Source organism: Pseudomonas sp. B21-053 (assembly GCF_026016365.1).
Classification (GTDB): domain Bacteria; phylum Pseudomonadota; class Gammaproteobacteria; order Pseudomonadales; family Pseudomonadaceae; genus Aquipseudomonas; species Aquipseudomonas nunensis.
On sequence record NZ_CP087205.1, the window covers coordinates 1555502 to 1576626 of the forward strand.

General features: G+C 59.7%; 22 protein-coding genes and 1 tRNA gene. 6 read left to right on the forward strand and 17 right to left on the reverse strand.

The features are described 5' to 3' along the window. Positions 1-2: 2 nt before the first annotated feature. The 5 genes from fos to LOY68_RS07105 all read left to right on the forward strand — a co-directional run bounded on the left by fos (position 3) and on the right by LOY68_RS07105 (position 3422). On the forward strand, positions 3-443 hold the full coding sequence (fos, locus tag LOY68_RS07085; protein ID WP_265043799.1) for a fosfomycin resistance glutathione transferase: 441 nt from the start codon (positions 3-5) through the stop codon (positions 441-443). Positions 444-478: 35 nt separating this feature from the next. Further along, positions 479-1117 carry a LysE family translocator gene (locus tag LOY68_RS07090; protein ID WP_054615891.1) on the forward strand — a complete coding sequence of 213 codons (639 nt, stop codon included), beginning with the start codon at positions 479-481 and terminating at the stop codon, positions 1115-1117. Positions 1118-1219: 102 nt separating this feature from the next. Then, positions 1220-2569, forward strand: a complete 1350-nt coding sequence (locus tag LOY68_RS07095; protein WP_265043800.1) for a bifunctional diguanylate cyclase/phosphodiesterase — start codon at positions 1220-1222, stop codon at positions 2567-2569. A gap of 116 nt (positions 2570-2685) precedes the next feature. Continuing rightward, a complete protein-coding gene (locus tag LOY68_RS07100) occupies positions 2686-2844 on the forward strand; it encodes a KGG domain-containing protein (protein ID WP_082356627.1) in 159 nt (52 codons plus the stop codon). 74 nt (positions 2845-2918) lie between these two features. Further along, entirely contained in the window at positions 2919-3422 is a 504-nt protein-coding gene (locus LOY68_RS07105) for a DUF4142 domain-containing protein (RefSeq protein ID WP_265043802.1), read from the forward strand. Positions 3423-3466: 44 nt separating this feature from the next. Here LOY68_RS07105 and LOY68_RS07110 read toward each other — a convergent pair whose 3' ends face one another. From LOY68_RS07110 to LOY68_RS07120, 3 genes are all read right to left on the reverse strand, one after another. Further along, on the reverse strand, positions 3467-3877 hold the full coding sequence (locus tag LOY68_RS07110) for a low affinity iron permease family protein (protein WP_163908910.1): 411 nt from the start codon (positions 3875-3877) through the stop codon (positions 3467-3469). Between the two features lie 190 nt (positions 3878-4067). After that, positions 4068-4598, reverse strand: coding sequence for an inclusion body family protein (locus tag LOY68_RS07115; protein WP_265045752.1), 531 nt, complete (start codon positions 4596-4598; stop codon positions 4068-4070). Between the two features lie 123 nt (positions 4599-4721). Next, positions 4722-5225: an inclusion body family protein gene (locus LOY68_RS07120; RefSeq protein WP_163908912.1), complete on the reverse strand. Its 504-nt coding sequence runs from the start codon at positions 5223-5225 to the stop codon at positions 4722-4724. A 394-nt stretch (positions 5226-5619) separates the two neighbouring features. On the opposite strand from LOY68_RS07120, the gene tam reads away from it, so the two are divergent. Further along, on the forward strand, positions 5620-6390 hold the full coding sequence (tam, locus tag LOY68_RS07125) for a trans-aconitate 2-methyltransferase (RefSeq protein ID WP_265043804.1): 771 nt from the start codon (positions 5620-5622) through the stop codon (positions 6388-6390). Between the two features lie 155 nt (positions 6391-6545). On the opposite strand, the gene LOY68_RS07130 is transcribed toward tam, so the two are convergent. The 14 genes from LOY68_RS07130 to LOY68_RS07195 all read right to left on the reverse strand — a co-directional run bounded on the left by LOY68_RS07130 (position 6546) and on the right by LOY68_RS07195 (position 21123). Beyond that, positions 6546-7274 (reverse strand): class I SAM-dependent methyltransferase, encoded by a 729-nt coding sequence (locus tag LOY68_RS07130; protein WP_265043805.1) that lies wholly within the window; start codon positions 7272-7274, stop codon positions 6546-6548. Between the two features lie 141 nt (positions 7275-7415). Beyond that, positions 7416-7823 (reverse strand): type II toxin-antitoxin system HicB family antitoxin, encoded by a 408-nt coding sequence (locus LOY68_RS07135; RefSeq protein WP_265043806.1) that lies wholly within the window; start codon positions 7821-7823, stop codon positions 7416-7418. A 37-nt stretch (positions 7824-7860) separates the two neighbouring features. Continuing rightward, the gene (locus tag LOY68_RS07140) at positions 7861-8040 is read right to left on the reverse strand and encodes a type II toxin-antitoxin system HicA family toxin (protein WP_265043808.1); all 180 of its coding nucleotides are present in this window, start codon (positions 8038-8040) and stop codon (positions 7861-7863) included. Positions 8041-8323: 283 nt separating this feature from the next. Beyond that, a tRNA-Gly gene (locus LOY68_RS07145) sits at positions 8324-8397 on the reverse strand. 172 nt (positions 8398-8569) lie between these two features. After that, the gene (locus LOY68_RS07150; protein WP_054046765.1) at positions 8570-9454 is read right to left on the reverse strand and encodes an alpha/beta fold hydrolase; all 885 of its coding nucleotides are present in this window, start codon (positions 9452-9454) and stop codon (positions 8570-8572) included. A 312-nt stretch (positions 9455-9766) separates the two neighbouring features. Further along, positions 9767-10459 (reverse strand): pseudouridine synthase, encoded by a 693-nt coding sequence (locus tag LOY68_RS07155; protein ID WP_265043810.1) that lies wholly within the window; start codon positions 10457-10459, stop codon positions 9767-9769. A 34-nt stretch (positions 10460-10493) separates the two neighbouring features. Further along, entirely contained in the window at positions 10494-10712 is a 219-nt protein-coding gene (locus tag LOY68_RS07160) for a cysteine-rich CWC family protein (protein WP_169371209.1), read from the reverse strand. After that, a complete protein-coding gene (locus LOY68_RS07165) occupies positions 10705-12192 on the reverse strand; it encodes a sensor domain-containing diguanylate cyclase (protein ID WP_265043814.1) in 1488 nt (495 codons plus the stop codon). Before LOY68_RS07165 ends, LOY68_RS07160 begins: the two co-directional genes overlap by 8 nt. Before the next feature lie 192 nt (positions 12193-12384). Beyond that, on the reverse strand, positions 12385-14157 hold the full coding sequence (gene atzF / locus LOY68_RS07170; protein ID WP_265043816.1) for an allophanate hydrolase: 1773 nt from the start codon (positions 14155-14157) through the stop codon (positions 12385-12387). 24 nt (positions 14158-14181) lie between these two features. After that, positions 14182-17823: an urea carboxylase gene (gene uca / locus LOY68_RS07175; RefSeq protein ID WP_265043818.1), complete on the reverse strand. Its 3642-nt coding sequence runs from the start codon at positions 17821-17823 to the stop codon at positions 14182-14184. 307 nt (positions 17824-18130) lie between these two features. Beyond that, a complete protein-coding gene (locus LOY68_RS07180; protein ID WP_054046753.1) occupies positions 18131-18772 on the reverse strand; it encodes an urea amidolyase associated protein UAAP2 in 642 nt (213 codons plus the stop codon). Positions 18773-18783: 11 nt separating this feature from the next. Further along, complete coding sequence (locus tag LOY68_RS07185; RefSeq protein WP_054046751.1) at positions 18784-19509, reverse strand: urea amidolyase associated protein UAAP1; 726 nt, start codon at positions 19507-19509, stop codon at positions 18784-18786. 13 nt (positions 19510-19522) lie between these two features. Continuing rightward, on the reverse strand, positions 19523-20311 hold the full coding sequence (locus tag LOY68_RS07190; protein WP_265043821.1) for an ABC transporter ATP-binding protein: 789 nt from the start codon (positions 20309-20311) through the stop codon (positions 19523-19525). Continuing rightward, positions 20308-21123: an ABC transporter permease gene (locus tag LOY68_RS07195; protein ID WP_054046747.1), complete on the reverse strand. Its 816-nt coding sequence runs from the start codon at positions 21121-21123 to the stop codon at positions 20308-20310. The genes LOY68_RS07190 and LOY68_RS07195 overlap by 4 nt, the downstream gene beginning before the upstream one ends. Positions 21124-21125 lie beyond the last annotated feature (2 nt).

Below are 21125 nucleotides of genomic sequence, written 5' to 3' on the forward strand. Positions count from 1 at the left end.
CCATGCTCACCGGCCTCAACCACCTGACCCTCGCCGTCACAGACCTGAACCGCAGCGTGGCGTTCTATCAAAACCTGCTGCAACTGCGCCTCGACGCAACCTGGGACACCGGCGCCTACCTCTCGCTACCGGGCCTGTGGTTGTGCCTGTCCCTCGACCCACTGCGCAACGCCGAACCCGCCGCCGACTACACCCATTACGCCTTCACCCTCAGCGCTGCGGATTTCCTGCCATTCGTCGAGCGCCTGCGATCTGCCGGCGTGAAGGAGTGGCGCGACAACCGCAGCGAGGGCGCGTCGTTCTACTTCCTCGACCCGGATGGCCACAAGCTTGAAGTCCACGTCGGTGATCTTGCCTCTCGGCTAAACGCCTGTCGGCAGAAGCCCTACGCAGGAATGAAGTTCTTCGACGATCAGTCAGTTGAACCTCAGGACCTGCGATAGACTTGCGAGCAATCGCCACAAACAGGACTTTTCCCATGACCCCATCGCTGCTAATGGCCGTTCTCGCTTCCGGCTTCATCTACGGCATCACCCCCGGCCCGGGCGTGCTGGCGGTATTCGGAATTGGCGCGGCGCGCGGTCGGCGGGCGGGGGCGGGATTCTTGTGCGGGCACTTGCTCGGGGACGTGGTCTGGTGCAGCACGGCGTTGATCGCGATTGTCGGCGCCCGGGAAATCGGCAGCACGGCGTTTGATGTGCTGGGCGTGCTCAGCGGGCTGTATCTGTTTTGGCTCGGCCTGCGCGCGATTCGTGCTCGCCGCAGCAGCGCCGATACGCCGCAAGGGCCGGCGCGGCAGCCGTTCTGGCACGGCATTCTGTTCGGTCTGACCAACCCGAAAGCCTATCCGGTGGCGGTGGCGACATTTACCGCGCTGCTGTCCAGTCGCGCCGAATTGCTGCATTGGTCGATGTTGCCGTGGCTGATTGCCCTGAGCTTCGTGGGCGGATTGCTGGCGTACGCTATTCTCATAGGCATTGTCGGTGCGCGGCGAGTGCGCACCGTGTATCAACGCCATGAGTTGTTGATCACGCGGTTGTGCGGGGTGATGTTTATCGGTTTCGCCATCAACGCACTGGCGCATGCGCTGCCGGGGTTGGTGTCGAACAAGGCTTGAGACTGAACGCAGGGAGGCGTCAGTCGCACAGTCAGCGCTCAGGCGTTGACCGGTCAGGGACGGTTTTTTATCGCTGCATTGTCCGGAAACGCGCCCTGCACCATGGCAACCCGAAATTCCGCGCCTTTGGCGAGCTACATCGACCTGTTGCTGGATGCCGTTTGTGCGGTGGATAAACAGGGTCGTTTTGTATTTGTCAGTGCGGCCTGCGAGCGTATTTTCGGCTACACCCCGGACGAATTGATCGGCCGGCCGATGATCGACCTGGTGCACCCCGGCGACCGCCAGCGTACCCTCGACGCCGCGCGGGAAATCATGGGCGGCGAACCCAAGCTCAACTTCGAAAACCGCTACCTGCGCAAGGACGGTGGGGTGGTGCACATCCTCTGGTCGGCGCGCTGGTCGGAAGTCGATCAACTGCGCATCGCCGTGGCCCGGGACATCACCGAACGCAAGCAGGCCGAGTCGCGACAAGCGGCGTTGTACGCGATTTCCGAAGCGGCTCACGCGGCGGAAGACTTGCTGGCGCTGTTCAAACGCATCCACACGATCATCGGCGAATGGCTGCCGGCGCTGAATTTTTCCGTCGCGCTATACGACGAGCACTGCGCGCAGCTGAACTTCCCCTATCACGTCGATGACCGCGAGCATCAGCCCGAACTGCCCGGTACCGTCACCGGACGTTTGTGCGCCGAGGTAATGCGCAGCGGCCAGCCGATCCTGCTGACCCCGGACCAGAGCGAACTGCCCGAGGGCTTCGAAGTGCTGGTGGCTGGGCAGGATTCACCCTGCTGGCTCGGCGTGCCGCTGAACTCGCAAAACGGCACCATTGGCGCGCTGATCGTCAAAAGCGAGGCGGGCGGTGAACGCTACACCGAGCAGGACAAAGAACTGCTGCAATTCGTCTGCGCCCAGGTGGCGACCGCCATCGAGCGCAAACAATTGCACGCGCGGCTGCAGCGCATGGCCCAGTACGATCAACTGACCCAGTTGCCCAACCGCGAGTTGTTGCGTGATCGGCTCAAGGCGTCGCTGGCGCTTGCCCGTTCAGAAGGCGGACGAATGGCATTGTTGTATGTCGATCTCGACCGCTTCAAACAGGTCAACGACACCCATGGCCATGCGGTCGGCGACATGCTGCTGCAAGCGGTGGCCAATCGTATCAAAGGTTGTGTGCGGGACACCGACACGGTGGCGCGCATCGGTGGTGATGAGTTCGTGGTGCTGCTGCACAGCATTCATGCCGCAGAAGATGCCGAAAGCGTCGCCGGAAAAATCCGTCAGGTCCTGGGGCAACCGCTGCGCCTGGACGGCCACAGCCTGAACATCGAACCGAGCATCGGTGCCGCGCTTTACCCTGAGCACGGCCTTGAAGAAAAGCAATTGTTCCGCCACGCCGACGAGGCGATGTACGCCGTCAAACGTCTTCGTCACCGGCCGCTTGAAGTCTGAATGTTCGCTGCCGTTCGTCGCAGCATCCGCAGTTTTTCTAAACCTTTGCCCGGATGAGAATTCTGATCCTATGCGGGCGTTTGCTCGCCGCGATCAACACCAAGAGGATGAGAATCATGCCTACTTCAAGAAACTCTAACTCGGGAAACTTCGCCAACGATCGAACGAAGGCGTCTGAAGCCGGTCGCAAAGGTGGGAAAACTACCACTACGACTGTCGAGAAAGACCCTGCGAAAACCGATATGGGCCGCAAAGGTGGTCAGAAATCTCGGTAGTGGCGTAAGTAGTTTTGATTGAGAGACGGGGGCGTAAGCTCCCGTTTGAATTTTATTTCGAGGAGGGCGCGACCATGAGCCGGATGGCCACCCATTTACGCAATGCCAGTTTTGTCACGTTGCTGAGCCTGTTTGCCAGCAGCGCCTTTGCCCAGTCGCCTGCCGACTTCATTAACGATGCGTCCGCCAAAGGCATGGCCGACATCGAAGCCAGTCGCCTGGCACACCAGAAAACCGAATCCAAAGAGGTCAAGGACTACACCGTCGTGGTCATCAACGACCTGACCACCGCCAACCAGCACCTGGCTAAAATCGCCAAGAAGCTCGAGTTGCCGGTGGCGCCTCGGGAAGAAGTGATCGACAAGTCCAAAACGATGATCCCGGAAGTGAAGGATGGCCCGACCTTCGACCAGGCCTACGCGGCCAGTCAGGTGAAAACCACCCAGGAAGCCATCGCACAGATCGAGCAGGAAGCGCAGACCACCGACGTTCCGGAAATCAAAGCGTTTGCTGAAGAAACCTTGCCCAAACTGCAAAATCACCTGCAGATGGCCAAGGCCCTGCAAGCCAGCCGCTAACCCTTATGCGGCGCGGGTGACCGAAGTCACCCGCGACAGGCGTCTCAGCATTGGTCGAACTTTGGTTTCGGCTTGTCGCCGCTCGGGGCGACGTCCATGGCAATCGTTTCGCCCTCGCCGATCTTGCGGTACTGCTTACGCAACTCTTCCAGTTGCTTCAAATCCAGCGCCTCCAGCCCCAGCATCGCGTTCTGCGCGTCTTTCGTTACCCGCAGCAACTCATCGATCTTCAAGTGCAAGATATCCGTATCGCGGTTCTGGGTGTTCTGGATCAGGAACACCATCAGGAACGTGATGATGGTGGTCGAGGTGTTGATGATCAGCTGCCAGGTGTCGTTGTAGCCGAAGATCGGCCCGGTCAATCCCCACACAACAATCAGAATGATCGCGATCAAAAACGTCGTCGGACTGCCGGCCCACAAGGCAAGCTTCTGGGAGATCTTTGCGAATTTCATTGCCGTGTTCCTTATAGGGATGCGCCTGAAATTCAGACAGCGACGGCTTGTTGGAATTTCTTTTTTTAAGGGGGGGGGCCCTAAAAGATCGCAGCCTTCGGCAGCTCCTACAGGGGAATGCGATCGGCGTAGGAGCTGCCGAAGGCTGCGATCTTTGTGAGTTTGATGCAGGTTTTTTTGTGGGATCTGTTCAAGCAGAAAGCGTCACCTCAACCTCCCAACTGAAACACCCCACCACTTCGCAGCTTTGATTCACCAGCATGAAACTCAATTCGCAGGCTGCAACGCCGGGGTTCAGGTGCGTGCATTCCCAATAGTGATCATCGGCCAGGTGGCTGCCGGGTTGGGTCGGGTTTTCCGGGTCAGGGGCTGGGACGGTGAGGCCGCTGATGACTTGCAGTTTTGGCAGCGACAGCACTTGGGTGTCGCCCACGGTCATGTCGTAGAACACGACGCTGTGTTCGGCGATCAGGCTCACGGTTCTGCCACGAATATGGAAGGTTTTTCCGTTACTGGTGGTCAATGTCAATTTACTGTCATTTTTAACGGTATCTTCCCCGCTGGCGACGTAGATAAACTCATCGCTGATAGTCGTCGGGTTTTCCGCGTCTAGGCTGGGGGTTGGATACTTTGCAAGCAGCGACTCAGCATCAACCACCAGCAACACATTGTTGGCTGTAGCGACACTGGATGAAGGCGATTTGATCGGTTCGGAAGTCATCATGGATTCCTTTCATGATGTTGGCACAAGACGGCAGCCGCTTCGGTTCATGCAAGACATCCTGTTCCTGCCGAAACGGCAACGAACGGGGTAGGCCCCTTGTCGCCAAGGGGCCAGCCTTCGTCAGTTGCGGATGGTGATGAACGGATCCCACGAGCAGCAGCCGACGACTTTGCAGTCGCGATCGACGATCAGGAAATGGAAGTGATAGGTCACGCTACCACTCGACAGGGTTTCCGAAGACCAGTAATGGTTGTCGACTTTCTGGCAGCTCGGCACGGATGGGTTGCTGGTATTAGGAACGGCGACGCAGGCTGTGGCCTTGCGTGGCGTTGGCGTGGAGATCAATTCGTTGCCGACGTTACCGATGAATTTGTAGAAAATCACCGCGGTCTCGAAGCTCTGCGACAGGCTGGTTTCACGCCAGCGAATCAAGTCGCCTACCTGGGCTTTCAAGTTGAGTTCGCCACCGGCCTGACCATTGATCACGTTGTCCCGGTTAGTCACCATGTACACATGATTGACGTCGATCATCGTTGGCGACGCGGGATTCTTGCTGATGTTCGGGTAGTTTTTCAGAATGGTTTCGGTGTCGATTGAGACCAGCACATCCGTGACTCGAGACATAGTAAAGCTCCTTGTTCATAGTGATTGCCCGGCAACTTTCCAGGCATGACAACGCTTGCTTGCCTTACGGCCGTTGCTGAAACACTACGGGCGGAACCCACCATGCACGAGGCTTGAACAGGCCTTGCTCCATGCGTGCAAATTGACAGGTCGGGTTCCTTCCGACTGGCCGCGATTAGGACTATAGATGCGAAATATAGGCTGTCAAAATTGCTTGGCGATTCGCTCGACGAACGGTCGATTTGGTTATGATTTCCGATGATTTGGCGATAAGAAAATCGCGCTTCAGATCCACCGTGTTACATAAGTCGAATAGGGCTGGCGCGCGGGTCGAGGTATCGTAGCGAACCGGTTGTCGGCCCAGGCCAGGACAATCCCTCGACAGGAGAACGCAATGAGTTGGTCCGCCAAACAATACGTCGCTTTTGAAGATGAGCGCACCCGCCCGGCCCGCGACCTGCTCGCAGCGATCCCGCCCGTGGACGCTCGCACAGCCGTCGACATTGGCTGCGGCCCCGGCAACTCCACCGAGTTGTTGGTAGAGCGTTTCGACAATGCCTTGGTGCGTGGCGTAGACAGTTCGATCGACATGATCGACGCCGCCCGCAAGCGCTTGCCTGACGTGCAGTTCGACACCGTTGACATCGGAACCTGGAACGATAGCGGCCCGTTCGACGTGATATTCGCCAACGCGGTGTTGCAGTGGTTGCCTGATCACGCGGCGCTGTTGCCTTCGCTGGCATCCCGACTGACGAAGTGCGGCAGCCTCGCGATCCAGATGCCCGACAACCTCAATGAACCTTCCCACCGTTTAATGCGCGAAGTCGCCGCGAATGGCCCGTGGGCCAGCAAATTGGCAGACGCTGCCGGGCAGCGCACGGAAATGGCCAGTGCCAGCGCTTACTACTCGATGCTGCGACCACACTGCAAGCGGGTCGATGTGTGGCGCACGACCTACCATCATCCGCTGGCGGGTGGGGCTTCGGGGGTTGTGGAGTGGTTCAAGGGGAGTGGATTGCGGCCGTTTCTTGATCCGCTGGATGAGGGCGAGCGAGCGGAGTATTTGAAGCAGTATCTGGCGGCGATTGAGCAGGCTTATCCGGCGCTTGAGGATGGGACGGTGTTGTTGCCGTTTCCTCGGTTGTTCATTGTGGCAACCCGGTAAAAAGGCCAATGAGCTAGGCATTTGAAACTCTGAACCTGTGGGAGCGAGCCTGCTCGCGAAAGCGGACTGTCAGACAACACATGTGTTGAGCCTGAGACAGCTTTCGCGAGCAGGCTCGCTCCCACAGGATTTACGCCATTAGTCGATTGACAATCTCAGCGCTCAACCCGAACCAACATCATCATCGGCCGCTCACGCTCCTCCGCCAACGCCGGCTGCGCTGCCACCTGCGCATCCGTCGGGCCCCATTCATTCACATGCTGAATCGTGAACCCCGCCGCAATCAACGCATTCAACAAAGTCCCCACCGTGCGGTGCTGCTTGATCACACCCTCAGCCAGCCAATGAGTCACCCGCTCGCCTTCGAACTGATAACTGTCCAGCGGCCAACGCTTAAGACCTTCGCCATCAATCAACCAGCCCGGATTACGCGGCGCCATGAAGATTGGATGCTCGATGGAAAACACAAAGCGCGAACCAGGTTTCAAGGCTGCGTGGATATTTTTGAACAGGCCGGGCAGATCCTTGATGTAGTGCAACGCCAGCGAACTGTAGGCCAGGTCGAAGCTACTTGCGGGTAGGTCAAGTTGCTCCAGATCGGCGCGCGCATATTGGATGTTGGCGGCGGAAGTCGTCCTACGCGCCTGCTCCAGCATCTTCTCCGACACATCAAGACCAAGCACGCTGTGAGCGCCTTGCTCACTCGCCCAACGGCTGAACCAACCGTAACCACAGCCCAGGTCCACCACCTTCAAACCTTTCATCGGCGGCAACATGGATCGGAGCGCCGGCCATTCAGGCGCGGCATCCAGTCCACCGATGGAGCGGCCCATCTGGCTGTAGCCCTGGAAAAATTCCGGATCGTCGTAAATGTTTTGCGTCATGTTCGGATTGCTCTATTGAGTTCGTCACGAGCGGCACGAGTTGCCGCCGATTGGTTTCCCTCGAAGAGTGATGGCGCGTATTCGTTGATGGCCGCGCAAGGGGGAGGGTGGTTGCAGGTGAGGGAATGCTAGAAAAAGTCATTAGCTCTGTTGCAAAACCTTAAGCGCTGCCGAAGCCAGAAACCCCGAGCGGCTTTTCTCTTCCGGATGATGCTGTACGTACTCATCAATGCGGTTGAGCAGGTAGCCAGGCAATGTGATGTTCAGCTTCTGAGCTTTGCCCAAATACTTGGTGACATCAATATCCACCAGCGCCCAAGTGCAGCCTGCGTATTGCGGATTGGCGGCATGCAAGGTGACTTTATTGGCAGGCGGAATCGGCGAACCGTCCTCAGCCAGAATTTCGAAATGGCCTTCAATGGCTTCGCGAGTCATGGCCATCGCATCATCCAGATCCTCGCCAGCAGAGAAGCAACCAGGAATATCCGGCACTTCCACGCCCCAAGCATGTTCATCGTCGCCCATTGAAATCGCAATTGGGTAAAGCATGTTCTTTGTCCTCCTCGAACATCACGCATTGAGCTCGTCAGAGCAGCGCCTGGCGCAAAATACTCATAGCCGTTTTCTTGAGCAGGTCCTTTTTCGGATGAGGTACTGTCACCAGCCCCGGCTTGGTCGGGTGCTTGAAGTGATGGTGACTGCCCTTGATTCGGACTAGATACCAGCCATCTGCGACGATTTGGCTTATCAAAAATCGGCTATTCACATCACCTCCGTGTGGTGTGCTTAGGTGGTTACTATACCTACTGAATTTATCTAATCAACACTATAACCACCGAGCTCCTTTGGATACGAATAAGCAGATGGCAGGAACGAGTCTAGGAGGCTGTGATAAGGCGGAAGATTTTCTGTATTGCGGGGTTTTACGGCTGCTTAAAAGCGCGGACATAACTCAAATCCCGCCCACAAAAAAACCGGCCACCAGGACCGGTTTTTTTTCTATCTCTACATCCCCCGTCAAAAACCTCAACGTGAGACCAAAATTCGATTGGAGCGGGTGAAGGGAATCGAACCCTCGTTATCAGCTTGGGAAGCTGGAGTAATGCCATTATACGACACCCGCTCAGAGCGGCTGACTTTGTACCAGATGTGCGCGTGGATTTGAAGTTTTTCTTTATGCGCGCTGCATTTAGCACGAAGTGACACGAAGGCATGGACCGCGTGATGGCCATTCGCGGGCAAGCCTTGCTCCTACAGATGCGCTGGGGAGTGGGCTTGCTCGCGATGACTCTGTTTCAGATTGCCAGTGCATGGTGGTCCTGGACGTAGTGGTAACGCGGTCGGCTGGCGTATTGCTCGGGTTTCAGGAAGCCCAGCAGTGCGTTTTGGCTGTCTCGGCAGGCGGCTTTGTGTTCCATGTCGAGAAAGTGCCCGGTGGCTTGCAGGGTGCTGAAGGTGGCGTGTTGCACGTGGTTGGCGAAGAGCCGGGCGCCGTCGGCGGCGGTGTATTCGTCCCATTCGCCGTTCATGAACAGCACCGGCACGTCGATTTTTTCGGCAGCCTTGAGGAAGCACTGGCGATCGCTGTGCAGCAGGTCGCTGATGTGGAAATGCATCTGCCCGTATTCGTGTTCGGCCAGGTTGCTGACGTGGCGATAGTTGAAGCGTTTGAACAGCGACGGCAGATGTTTGCCGATGGTGCTGTTCACCAGGTTGCCGACCCGGTCGCCATCCCGGCTGCCGAGGTAGTCGACGCCACGTTCCAGGTAGTCGCGCATGTGCTCGTTGATTTCCGGGGAGAACGAGCTGATCACGGCTTTTTCGATGCGCCGTGGCCGTTGGGCGAGGGCGACCAGGGTCGCGGCGCCACCCCAGGAAAACGACAGCACGTGTTCGGCGGCGAAGTGGTCGATCAGCTCAAGCAGGATCTGTCCTTCGACTTCCTTTGTGAGCAATTTCTCGTGCAGGTTGTGGGCTTTTGACTTGCCCGCGTAGGGCTGGTCGTAGCACACCACATTGAACTGCGGATGGAGATTTTTCACGGTCTGAGCAAACGACGCAGTCGTGGCCATCGAGCCGTTGACCAGAATAATGGTCTTCTCTGCGGCGTCTGCGCGATAGAACTCCGTGTAAACCCGATACTGACCCTGTATATCCAGCACAGCGATTTCTGGCCTCATGTCATAAGACTCCTGAGCAAGCGGGTATGCGCGCAAATGAGATTGCACGAGCTTTGTGACAGGTAGGCATACGCCTGGAATTTGGAGGCCCATGTCGATCCGGTAATGCAGGTCGACGGGTATTGTTATTGGCGGGCAGTCTGCCGGTGGAATGCGGAACCTGAGAGCTCCTGACCGGCAAAAAGTTTCTTAGAAGTATGTTGTGACTCATCGGTCACAATCTGGCCGACGTCCTGATTCAAGCAGGGGCGACGGCATCGCGCAAGTGTCATTCGTAAATTGTTCGACAACTTCTGCTGAGCGGTCGCCTGCTTAGATCAATTGAATCTCTTCGGTGCGCAAAGGGCGGTACTCGCCCGGTTTTAGCGCGTTATCGAGCAGCAGCGGGCCCATGCTTTCGCGGTGCAGGCGCAGCACCTTGTTGTCGAAATGGCCGAACATGCGCTTCACCTGGTGATAACGACCCTCGATGATGCTCAACCGTGCCGCTCTTGCCCCGAGCAGCACCAGCTCGGCGGGTTGCGTGGTGAGATCCTCGAAAGCGAAGTACAGCCCTTCGTTGAAGGTGATTGCATACTCCGGGCCGATGTCCTGCTCGGTCTCGACGTAATAGACCTTGGGCAGTTTGGTTTGCGGTTGGGTCAGGCGTCGCGACCAGCTGCCATCGTTGGTGATGATCATCAGGCCGGTGGTGTTGAAGTCCAGGCGCCCGGCGATGTGCAGGTCATCCTTGTCCGGTTCGTGGATCAGATCTAGCACGGTCCGGTGTTGCGGATCGCGGGTCGCGCTGACGCAGCCGGGCGGCTTGTTCAGCATGAAGTAGCGCGCCGGTTTGCCGACTTGCAGCACTTCGTCGTCGACTTCGACGCAACTGAATTCGAGCACTTCGCTATGAGGATCGTTGACGACTTTTCCGTCGATGCGCACGCGTTTTTCCACCAGCAACAGACGAACCTGCTTACGGTTGAAGCGCGGCAGGTTGCTGAGGAAACGGTCTACACGCATCGGTCAGAAATCGGACGGAGAAGGGGCGCGCATCTTACGTGATCGGCCGGGCGGCTGCTTGCAGCTGCGCCTCGACCTGGGCACAACGCGGGCACAGGCAGGAGAGGTCGCGCAGTTCCGCCGGCAGGGCTTCAAGGACCGCCGGGTCGATGCTGACGCCGTAGCACCAGCAGGCGCGGTCGGCGGTTCGTGGGTCGGCCAGGCTGCAGTCGTTGGGAGCGCCGCAGGCCGGGCATAGTTGTGGCTTATTCATAAACAGAGTGAGGCATTTCCACGCAGGTGCGGTTGCGGCCGGCTTGCTTGGCCCGGTACATCGCATGATCGGCCCGGGACAGCAACGTATGCAAGGTCTCATCCGGTTGCAGGGTGGTCAGACCAATGCTGACGGTCAGCTGCAGTTCCTTGCCGTCGTAGGCATAACGCTGTTTTTCCACATGTTGGCGAATTTTCTCAGCGATTTTCTGACCGGTCTCACCGTCGGTGTCCTTGAGCAGCACGATAAATTCCTCGCCGCCCCAACGGCAGACGATGTCGGAATGCCGCAGGCAGCTTTCCAGGTCCCGGGCGAAACCGATCAGCACCTGATCACCGGCGAGGTGGCCGTGGGTGTCGTTCAACACTTTGAAATGATCAAGGTCCAGCAGCAGCGCCGTCAGTGGTTTCGGTTCGCGCTGGGCTTCGTGCATGGCTTGCGCCGCCAACAAATCGAAGCCGCGACGGTTGGGCAGTTCGGTCAAGCTATCGAGGATGGCCTGGGCCTGGATTTTGCCCTGATAGCGTTTGATTACCCGGTTCAGCAGCACCAGCACAATCGAGGTGACGAGCAGGCAGATCAGCAAGTTGAGGTACAGCGACTGGCGGATTTCACTGAGGGCGCCGTCTTCGCGTTTATCGACGAACAAGTACCAGTTCAGCTCCGGAATAAACCGCACGTTGAGGAAATGTCCCTGGCCGTGGACAGAATATTCGTAGCTGCCGCTGTGGGGCTTGGGCAACTGGCTGACCAGGCCTTTCATGCTGTCGAGATCGCCCAGGCTCCGGCCGGCCCGCGCGCCTTCGGGACCGCCCTCGGCGCCGGTGAGCACCAGCCGGCCGAAGGTATCGACGAAGTACACGCTGCGTTGATAGCGCTGCTGGTACTTGTCGATCAGCTTGATCACCGCATCCACCGTCAGGCCGACGCCGGCCGCGCCGATGAAGCGTCCGTCGTAGTCGTAGACCTTGTAGTTGATGAAGAACGTCAGGTTGTCCTTGTTGGCCAAGTCCGGGTCGACGTTGATCTCGTAGGGTTCTTTCATGTCGCGGACGCGGAAGTACCAGGCGTCCCGGGGTTCGTCGATCTTGACCTGTTTGAGCACACCTTTGGCGTGGTAGTAGGTCAGGCTGCTGTTGGAGATGAAAAACGCGGTGTAGGCACCGTAGTGGGTCATGACCTCATTGAGGTAGCGGGTCATCTGGTCGGGGTCGTGCTCGCCGTTGACCACCCAATCGCGCATAAAGGTGTCGCGGGACATCATCGAGGAAATCAGGATCGGTCTGACAAGGTCTTTCTGGATTTCCGAATAGACCGTGTCGGAAGTCAGCGGCAGTTCGGTATTGACGATGTTGTCGCGGATCGACGCTCGCGAGGCGTAGTAGCTGAGAAACGAGGTGGCGAGGAAACCGGCGCCCAATAACGCAATCAGCGTGAGGACCAACGAACGTTGGGAATACAGCGGCGAGCGAAGCGGCATGGTGGTTCCGTTGGCAATAACCCGATGGCATGCATTCTAGTGGGATGGCGGGGAAATAACTGCGGGATTTGTGGGGTGAATCGGCAAGGATCAGAGGCGGTAGTGCCTGTACTGGCGCCTTCGCGGGCAAGCCTCGCTCCTACAGGGGGCGCGTAATCCTGTAGGAGCGAGGCTTGCCCGCGAATCGAAAGATCAACGCCGATCTGTCAGATAAGCCCGCCACCCGCCGAGATGGCTGATATCCACCGCGCCCTCAAGCCCATACGCCTCACAAATAAACCCGCTCTCCCAGCGCCCATCCGCCAGTTGCACCTTGCCCAGCCCGAGCGGCGCCGGGATCCCGGTCAGGAACGAGCCCAATTCACTGCTCGGCAATTCCCAGACTTCCACCGCAATCGCCACGCCACCGTCCTTCACCCGCACCATCCCCGGACGAAACGGCGGGCCACCGGCCAGCGCGTACAACTGATAGTCCGGCGAACTCAAGGTCGATTCGACCAACCGCGCCCCACGCTGCTTGAGTTGCCAGTTCAACGCCAACCCCTCCAGATGCGCACCACACACCACCAGTCGTGCACGGTCATTGCGGGCAACTGCCGTCGGCGCAGGCGAACCTTGCTGACGCTGCAACCCATCCGCCACGCTCAACAAATATTGATCGGTAAACGCCCGGCCAAACAACGTCACGCCCCACGGCAAGCCGTTGTCCATGAACCCGCTGGGCACGGCGACGGCGGCGTAGTCGAGCAGGTTCATGAAGTTGGTGTAGTAACCCAGTTCCGAATTGCGCAGCACCGGTTCCGCTGCCAGTTCGGCCAAGGTGACAGGGCGGCCGATGGTCGGCGTGAGCACGCAATCCAGACCTTCCAGGGCCTGGTCGCACAGGGCTTTCAAGGTTTGCAGTCGATACTGCGCGCGGAAAGTTTGCACGCCGGTTACCGCCGGGGCCTTGGCCAGTACCGCGCGAATCACCGGCAGCACCGCTTGCGGGTTTTGCTCCATCAACTCGCCGGCCACGCTGTAGCGCTCGGCCACCCACGGGCCTTCGTAAAGCAACTGCGCGGCTTCGAGGAACGGCGACAGATCCAGCTCCACCGCTTCACCGCCCATGGCTTTGAGCTGGTCGATGGCGTCACCGAACAGCAACGGGCCTTCCGGGCAGCCGAAAAATTGCAGATCCTGTGCGCGGGGCACGCCGAAACGGAAGGGCCGAGGCGCACCGAATGCCGAGCCGTCATTCCACAACGGATTGCTGCGGCTGTAAGAATCCCGTGGATCGAGACGCGCGGTCAGCGCCAGCAACTGGCTGGCTTCGCGAGCAGTCGCGGTGAAGGTCGTGACGCAGTCAAGCGTGCGACAGGCCGGCACCACGCCGCCGGTGGAGATCAGCCCTTTGGTAGCTTTCAACCCCACCAGATTATTCAGCGCCGCCGGCACCCGGCCGGAGCCCGCCGTATCGGTCCCAAGAGAAAAACTCGCCACGCCCAACGCTACCGCCAACGAAGACCCGGCGCTAGAACCACCCGATGGATACTCCGACAACACGCTGTTCGGGCACGCGCCATACGGCGAGCGACTGCCGTTCAGGCCGGTGGCGAATTGATCAAGATTGGTCTTGCCCAGCGGAATCGCCCCCAGCGCCAGCAACTGCTCGACGATGGTCGCCGAACGCTCCGGCACATAAGCAAACGCGGGACAAGCGGCAGTGGTAGGAATGCCTGCGAGGTCGATGTTGTCCTTGATCGCAAACGGCACGCCGTACAGCGGCAGGCTGTCGAGATCACGCGCGTCGAGCGCGGCGAGGTACGGTTCCAGTTCCTCGACGCTGAGCAAATGGATGAACAGGTGATAATCCGGGTTTAGCGCCGCGGCTTTGTCGCGCAGGCTCAGCAGCAGTTGCTGAGGCGTGATTTGACCATCGCGATAGGCGCTGCGCAGGGCGTCGAGTTGCAGATTGAAATTCATGATTCGATCCTTTTCAAAATGAGTTCAGTCGAGGTCCAGCACCACGACCCGCTGCCCGGCGCGCACCGCCGAACCCGGTTGCACACGAATCTCCCGCACCACTCCGGCCATCGGCGCGAGCAGCGGGATTTCCATCTTCATCGACTCCAGAATCACCAACACATCCCCGGCCTCGACCCGCGCTCCGGTCTCAACCTGCACCTGCCAGAGGTTGCCGGCGATGTGGCTGTCGACGCTCTGTTGACCGCTGGACAACGGCGCGTCTTCGGTGGTTTCGGGGACCAGATCCTCACTGTCGAAATGCGCCTGGCCGCTGGCGATCCAGCGTTCACGCTCGGCGTTGAACGCGCCTTTCTGCTGATCCCGAAACGCCGCAATGCTCTCGGCTTCTTTGGCCAGGAATCCTTGGTAATCCGCCAGGTTCAACTGGCTGTGCTCGATGTTCAGCTCGAAGCGCCCGAGGGGGAAATCCCGGCGGATGCGCAGCAATTCATCGGCGCTCACCGGGTAGAAGCGAATCTGATCAAAGAACCTTAGCAGCCATGGTTTACCGTCGAACGCCGCGACTTCGCGGTAGCGATTCCACATCTGCAACGTGCGGCCAACGAACTGATAACCGCCTGGGCCTTCCATGCCGTACACGCACATATACGCGCCACCGATGCCCACCGAATTCTCGGCGGTCCAGGTGCGCGCCGGGTTGTATTTGGTGGTCACCAGACGATGGCGCGGGTCGAGCGGGGTGGCGACTGGTGCGCCGAGGTAAACGTCGCCCAAACCCATCACCAGATAACTGGCGTCGAACACCGTGCGCTGCACTTCGTCGAGGTTCGGCAGGTCGTTGATGCGGCGGATGAACTCCAGGTTACTCGGGCACCACGGTGCGTCCTTGCGCACAGTGGTCATGTATTTTTCGATCGCCAACTGACACGCCGGATCGTCCCAGGACAGCGGCAGATGCACGATGCGCGACGGCACTTGCAAGTCCTTGGCGGCGCACACGGCGTCCCATTCACCGGCGATGATGCCTAGCAAATCGGCGAGGGGCAGTCGTTCGGGCTGGTAGTGGACTTGCAAGGAGCGGATACCGGGCGTGAGGTCGATCACGCCGTGCAGGTGTTTGCTTTCCAGGGCCTGCATCAAGGCGTGGGCGCGGAAGCGCAGGACCAGGTCAAGCTCGGGCGCGCCGATTTCCAGCAGCAGGTGAGTGTCGCCCGACAACCTCGCGACCAGCCTTGTATCTCCCTGACCCAAATCCAACACCACAGGCGACTCAATCCCCGGTGGGAGCGGGCTTGCTCGCGAAGGCGTCATGTCAGTCGATATTGATGGGTCTGATACACCGCTTTCGCGAGCAAGCCCGCTCCCACAGGGGGTATCCCATTTCAGGGCGAGCGTTCGGGCGGTCTTTAGAACAACCGGTTGGAACTGCACCTTATCCCCAGCCTTAAGCTGCCCCAACTGCCAAAGATCCGCCTCGATCACCGTCACCGGGCACACAAACCCACCCAGGCTCGGACCATCCGGCCCAAGGATCACCGGCATATCCCCAGTGAAATCCACCGCCCCAATCGCATACGGATTGTCATGAATATTCGACGGATGCAGCCCCGCCTCACCGCCATCGGCCCGCACCCATTCCGGCTTCGGCCCGATCAATCGCACGCCGGTACGGCTGGAGTTGAAATGCACTTCCCATTGCGTCGCAAAGAAAATGCCGATGTAGTTTTCGGTGAAGTATTCCGGCGCGCCATGCGGGCCGTAGATCACCCGAATCTGCCGCACGGCAGGCAACTCAGCGACTTCAGATAGTTGCGCCCCGACGCTGCGATCACTCAAGCCCGGCACATGCAACACATCCCCAGCCCGCAGCGCTCGACCGCCATGCCCGCCAAACTGGCCAAGGGTGAAGGTACTTTTGCTGCCCAGATAATCCGGCACTTGCAGACCGCCGCGCAGGCACAGATAACTGCGGGCGCCAGCGCCTGCGATGGTGCCGGGGCTTAGCGTAGAACCTGCGGGAATCAACAGCGCAGTGTTCATCGGCACAGCTTCGCCATTCAACGTCAGCGGAATCACAGCCCCCGTGACCGCCACAACCGCGTCGCAATTGAAGCGCAACAACGGCCCGCTCATGGTGATTTCCAGTGCCGCCGCACCTTCGTCATTACCCAGCAAACGGTTGCCCAACCGCAACGCCCGACTGTCCATCGGCCCCGACGGCGGCACGCCGACCGCCCAGTAACCGAGGCGCCCCGGATAATCCTGAACGCTGGTTTGCGTACCTGCGCTGAGCACTTCAAAGGTGTTGGCCTGATACACCAGACCCTCCAGGCAACGCGTCCACGGTTGGCCGCTGGCGAAGGGCGCATCGAGCAAAATCTGCCGCAAATAATCGCGGTTGGTTTCCACCCCGTAGAGCAGGCTGTCGCCCAAGGCTTGATGCAGATCGGCAGCCGCTTCAGCGCGGGTTGGCGCCCAACTGATGACCTTGGCAATCATCGGATCGAAGTACGGTGGGATCTCGCAACCCGCCTCGACCCAGGTATCGATGCGCAGTTTTTTGCCATCGGCGGCGGGGAAGTTCACCGCTGTCAGCAGGCCCGGGCTCGGCTGGAAATCCCGGCCCGGATCTTCGGCATACAGCCGCGCCTGAATCGCATGACCATGCGCTTTCAAACCTTTGCTCAATTCATAAAGCGGCGGCAAATCACCGGCTGCCAGTTCGATCATCCAGCGCACCAGGTCCACGCCCCACACCTGTTCGGTGACGCCGTGCTCCACTTGCAATCGCGTGTTCACTTCCAGGAAATAGAAGCGCTGGTCTGCGCTGTCGAAGACAAATTCCACAGTCCCGGCGCTGCGGTAATTCACCGCTTTGGCCAGTTTGATCGCTGCCAGGCACAACTCATCCGCCATGCCCTCGGGCAGGTTCGGCGCGGGGGTTTCTTCGAGGACTTTCTGGTTGCGCCGCTGCACCGAGCAGTCGCGCACGCCGAGGGCAATCACCTCGCCGCGACCGTCGCCGAACACCTGCACTTCCAGATGCCGCGCGCGTTGGATGTACTTCTCGATGAACACCCCGGCGTCGCTGAAGTTGTTCTGGCCCAGGCGTTTTACCGCTTCAAAGGATTCGCTCAACTCGGCGGCGCTGCGGCACACGCGCATGCCGATGCCGCCACCGCCCGCGGTACTTTTCAGCATCACCGGATAGCCGACTTGTTCACCGGCAATCAGCGCCGCGTCGAGACTGTCGAGCAGCTCGGTGCCTTCGAGCATCGGCACGCCGTGTTGCTTGGCCAGGGCGCGGGCGGTGTGCTTTAGGCCGAACACCCGCAGTTGCTCTGGCGTCGGGCCGATAAAGGCAATGTTGGCCGCTTCACAGGCTTCGGCGAAGGCAGCGTTTTCCGAGAGAAAACCGTAGCCGGGATGGATCGCCGTGGCGCCGGAGGCTTGGGCAATGGCGAGGATTTTATCCACCGCCAGGTAGGTGCCGGCAGCGGCACCTTCACCGAGGCTGTGGGCTTCATCGGCTTGCAGGATGTGCAGGCTCGCGGCGTCGGCTTCGGAGTAGACGGCGACACCCTTGACCTGCAATTCACCCAAGGTGCGCAGGATGCGGCAGGCAATCGCGCCACGGTTGGCAATCAGGACTTTTTCGAACATGGCAAAACCCCCGGAGGCGATAACACATCAGCCTCGACCTGGGATGCGGGCCGTCCCGCAGTTTTTCGATAGGCGCCGGGGTCGTCCCCGACGGCAAAATCACCAAACTTGAAAACACCGCTGACCCCCTGTGGGAGCGGGCTTGCTCGCGAAGAGGGCGTGTCAGTCGCTATCAATGTGTCTGATACACCGCTTTCGCGAGCAAGCCCGCTCCCACATTGGGATTAGTGGTGTTTGGACGATTTGAGGCACTGGCCTGAACGCGCCTGGCACAGGGCAAACAACCACCGCCGCAACCGCGCTATTTTCAGTTCCATACCAGCAACTCCGCAGGTGTCGGGTTATAGGCATTGCACGGGTTGTTCAACTGCGGGCAGTTGGAAATCAACACAATCACATCCATCTCCGCCCGCAGATCCACGTATTTCCCCGGCGCCGAAATCCCGTCTTCAAAGGTCAGCCCACCATCAGCGGTAACCGGCACATTCATGAAGAAATTGATGTTCGGCCCGATGTCTCCTTTACCCAATCGCCCGTCATGCACACAGGCCCGCAGATAGTTGTCGCGGCAGCTGTGCATGTAGCGTTTTTCCAGCGCATAACGCACGGTGTTGCTCTCTTGCGCGCAGGCACCGCCGAGGGTGTCGTGGCGCCCGCAGGTGTCAGCGACGATGGTCAGCATCGGTTTGCCGAGGTTGGAATACAGCACGCTGCCGGTACTCAGGTAGACGCTGTTCTGCCGACGCAAGGTGCGTTGTACGTCGTAACGCTCCTTCGGATTGGCGACGCTGTAGAACAAGGTGTCGACGGCTTGATTGCCTTCCAGGTCGAGGATGCGCAGGGTCTGGCCGGCCTTGACCTCCATCAGCCAGGGTTCGCCGGCGGGGATGGTGGCGCGGTAGATCGCGGTTTCTGGCTGCTGGGTGGCAGTAGCGATGGCAAGTGACATGGCAGCGATCCTCAGGCGAACAAACGGTCGGTGTTGATAAAGCCGCGCTCGTTTTCCGGGCGCGAGGTGCGGCAGTGTTCGGCGACGCTGGCGTCGGCGTTCATCCAGCTCAGCTTCAGTGGTTTTGGTGCGTATTCCGGCGACGGGTCCATCGGATGTTGCAGCGCGGTGAGCACCACCAGCGTGTCCATTGGCGCGTACAACTCGATGTAGTCGCCCGCCTTGGAGTTGCCCTCGACGAAGTGAAAGCGCCCGGCCTCATCGACATTCACGCGGCTGAACAAATTGAGGGTCATCAGCAAATCCGAAAGTCCCAGACCCCACTTGCCGAGCTCCACCAACAGGTTGTCGGTGCCGTTGCGGAAGAAGCCGTTGCGCAGTTCCTGGTAGCGGCCGGCGCCGTATTTTTCCGCGACTTCTTCAGCGCACAGCACGCCGCCGAGGCTGTCGCTCCAGCCGCAGGTGTCGGCGGTGATCGCGGCCAATACGCGGCCCATGTCCGAGTACAAACAATGGCCGGCGGTGAGCTTGGCGGTGTGTTGGCACTTGAGGCTGTCGGGCAGGTTCAGGCGTTCGGTTTTTTCGTTGGCGTTGAGCAGCGTCAGGCTGACGTTGGCGCCGCCGCGCAGGTCGGTCAGGCGCAGCAGTTGGCCGCGTTTCAATACGAAGGAACGATGGCCGCCGCCGGGGAGCATTTCTTCGGCGAAGGGCGGGAACAGTTGGGTCGAATCAGTCATGTGCAAAATCCTCTTAAGCGGTACGAAGCGTGCCTGCCAGCTCAGCCGGCAAGGCATCGACGGCGGCGCGAGTGGCGCGGCGGTCGCTGTTCAAAGGGATGTCGTAGGTGATGCGCGCGCCATAGGCGCCGGGGGCGTGCGGGTCGACGCGGACCTTGTCGAACACCAGCAAGCGAGTGCCGAGGCTGAAACCTTCGGACAAGTCATGGGTGACCATGAACACCGTCAGTTGCGTCTCGCGCCACAGCTCCAGCAGCAGGACGTGCATGTCTTTGCGGATGCCCGGATCGAGGGCGCCGAACGGTTCGTCGAGCAGCAACACGCGCGGCTTCATGATCAGCGCCTGGGCGATGGCCAGCCGTTGTTGCATGCCGCCAGAGAGCTGCGCCGGGTACTTGTCCAGCGAGTGGCCGAGGCCGACTTTGTGCAGCAGCACCGAGGCTTGTTCGCGGGCGTCTTTTTTCGCGCTGCCGAACAGGCGTCCGAGCAGTGGCGAACGCGGCAGTTCGAGGCCGAGGGCGACGTTGTCCAGCACGGTTAAATGCGGGAACACCGAGTAGCGCTGGAATACCACGCCACGGCTCGAATCCGGTTCGCCGGCCAGGGCCTGGCCGTCGAGCAGGATCTCGCCGCGACTGGCTTTTTCCTGACCCAGCAGCAAACGCAGGAAGGTCGATTTGCCGCAACCCGAAGCGCCGACCAAAGTGCAAAACTCACCTTCATTGACGTTCAGATTCAGCCCTTCGAGCACCACTTGATCGGCGTACTGCTGCCAGACGTTTTTCACCGTGATGAAGCTCATGCGCGGGCTCCTTCATACCAAGGGAACGCACGTTGAGTCAGGCGCTTGAGCCCCCAATCCATCAGCCAGGCGAGTAGGGTTATCCACACCACGTAGGGTAGGATCACATCCATCGCCAGGTAACGACGCACCAGGAAAATCCGGTAGCCGAGGCCGTCGGTGGACGCGATGGCTTCGGCGGCGATCAGGAACAACCACGCCGAACCGAGCATCAGCCGCAGGGATATCAGCAGTCGTGGCAGCAATTGCGGCAGTACCACCCGCAGCATCAAGGTCCAGGTCGAAGCGCCCAACGTCTGGGCCTTGATCAGCAACTCGACCGGTATTTCCCGGGCGCGTTGTTCCAGATCACGGGCCAGCGCCGGGGTGATGCCGATCACGATCAGCATCACCTTCGACAACTCGCCCAGACCGAAGACGATGAACAGAATCGGCAGGATCGCCAGCGGTGGCACCATCGACAACACCGTCAGCAGCGGTGACAACGGCGCGCCAAACAGCGGCAAGGTGCCGGCCGCCATGCCCAGGCATAGCCCGGCCAGTGCGCTGATGCCGAGGCCGATGGCTAGCCGTCGTAGACTGGAGGCGCTGTCTTGCCAGAGCAGGTAGTCACCGGTGCGGCTGTCGGCGACGAACGCCAGGCGTTTCACCGCGTCGGTCATTTGCACGGCGCTGGGCAGCAACTTGTCGTTGGGGTTTTCCGTCAGCCGCTCGGCCGAGCCCAGGAAGTAGGCGAGCAGCACCAGGGCGAACGGCAGGATCACCAACAGCAAGCGACTCGGGCGATCCGGGTGGCGATTGATCAGGCGCATGG

Bases quoted from the DNA above. Each gene is read 5' to 3' on its own strand.
- fos (WP_265043799.1), top strand. From the start codon at position 3: ATGCTCACCGGCCTCAACCACCTGACCCTCGCCGTCACAGACCTGAAC.
- LOY68_RS07090 (WP_054615891.1), top strand. From the start codon at position 479: ATGACCCCATCGCTGCTAATGGCCGTTCTCGCTTCCGGCTTCATCTAC.
- LOY68_RS07095 (WP_265043800.1), top strand. From the start codon at position 1,220: ATGGCAACCCGAAATTCCGCGCCTTTGGCGAGCTACATCGACCTGTTG.
- LOY68_RS07100 (WP_082356627.1), top strand. From the start codon at position 2,686: ATGCCTACTTCAAGAAACTCTAACTCGGGAAACTTCGCCAACGATCGA.
- LOY68_RS07105 (WP_265043802.1), top strand. From the start codon at position 2,919: ATGAGCCGGATGGCCACCCATTTACGCAATGCCAGTTTTGTCACGTTG.
- LOY68_RS07110 (WP_163908910.1), bottom strand. From the start codon at position 3,877: ATGAAATTCGCAAAGATCTCCCAGAAGCTTGCCTTGTGGGCCGGCAGT.
- LOY68_RS07115 (WP_265045752.1), bottom strand. From the start codon at position 4,598: ATGACTTCCGAACCGATCAAATCGCCTTCATCCAGTGTCGCTACAGCC.
- LOY68_RS07120 (WP_163908912.1), bottom strand. From the start codon at position 5,225: ATGTCTCGAGTCACGGATGTGCTGGTCTCAATCGACACCGAAACCATT.
- tam (WP_265043804.1), top strand. From the start codon at position 5,620: ATGAGTTGGTCCGCCAAACAATACGTCGCTTTTGAAGATGAGCGCACC.
- LOY68_RS07130 (WP_265043805.1), bottom strand. From the start codon at position 7,274: ATGACGCAAAACATTTACGACGATCCGGAATTTTTCCAGGGCTACAGC.
- LOY68_RS07135 (WP_265043806.1), bottom strand. From the start codon at position 7,823: ATGCTTTACCCAATTGCGATTTCAATGGGCGACGATGAACATGCTTGG.
- LOY68_RS07150 (WP_054046765.1), bottom strand. From the start codon at position 9,454: ATGAGGCCAGAAATCGCTGTGCTGGATATACAGGGTCAGTATCGGGTT.
- LOY68_RS07155 (WP_265043810.1), bottom strand. From the start codon at position 10,459: ATGCGTGTAGACCGTTTCCTCAGCAACCTGCCGCGCTTCAACCGTAAG.
- LOY68_RS07160 (WP_169371209.1), bottom strand. From the start codon at position 10,712: ATGAATAAGCCACAACTATGCCCGGCCTGCGGCGCTCCCAACGACTGC.
- LOY68_RS07165 (WP_265043814.1), bottom strand. From the start codon at position 12,192: ATGCCGCTTCGCTCGCCGCTGTATTCCCAACGTTCGTTGGTCCTCACG.
- atzF (WP_265043816.1), bottom strand. From the start codon at position 14,157: ATGAATTTCAATCTGCAACTCGACGCCCTGCGCAGCGCCTATCGCGAT.
- uca (WP_265043818.1), bottom strand. From the start codon at position 17,823: ATGTTCGAAAAAGTCCTGATTGCCAACCGTGGCGCGATTGCCTGCCGC.
- LOY68_RS07180 (WP_054046753.1), bottom strand. From the start codon at position 18,772: ATGTCACTTGCCATCGCTACTGCCACCCAGCAGCCAGAAACCGCGATC.
- LOY68_RS07185 (WP_054046751.1), bottom strand. From the start codon at position 19,509: ATGACTGATTCGACCCAACTGTTCCCGCCCTTCGCCGAAGAAATGCTC.
- LOY68_RS07190 (WP_265043821.1), bottom strand. From the start codon at position 20,311: ATGAGCTTCATCACGGTGAAAAACGTCTGGCAGCAGTACGCCGATCAA.
- LOY68_RS07195 (WP_054046747.1), bottom strand. From the start codon at position 21,123: ATGCGCCTGATCAATCGCCACCCGGATCGCCCGAGTCGCTTGCTGTTG.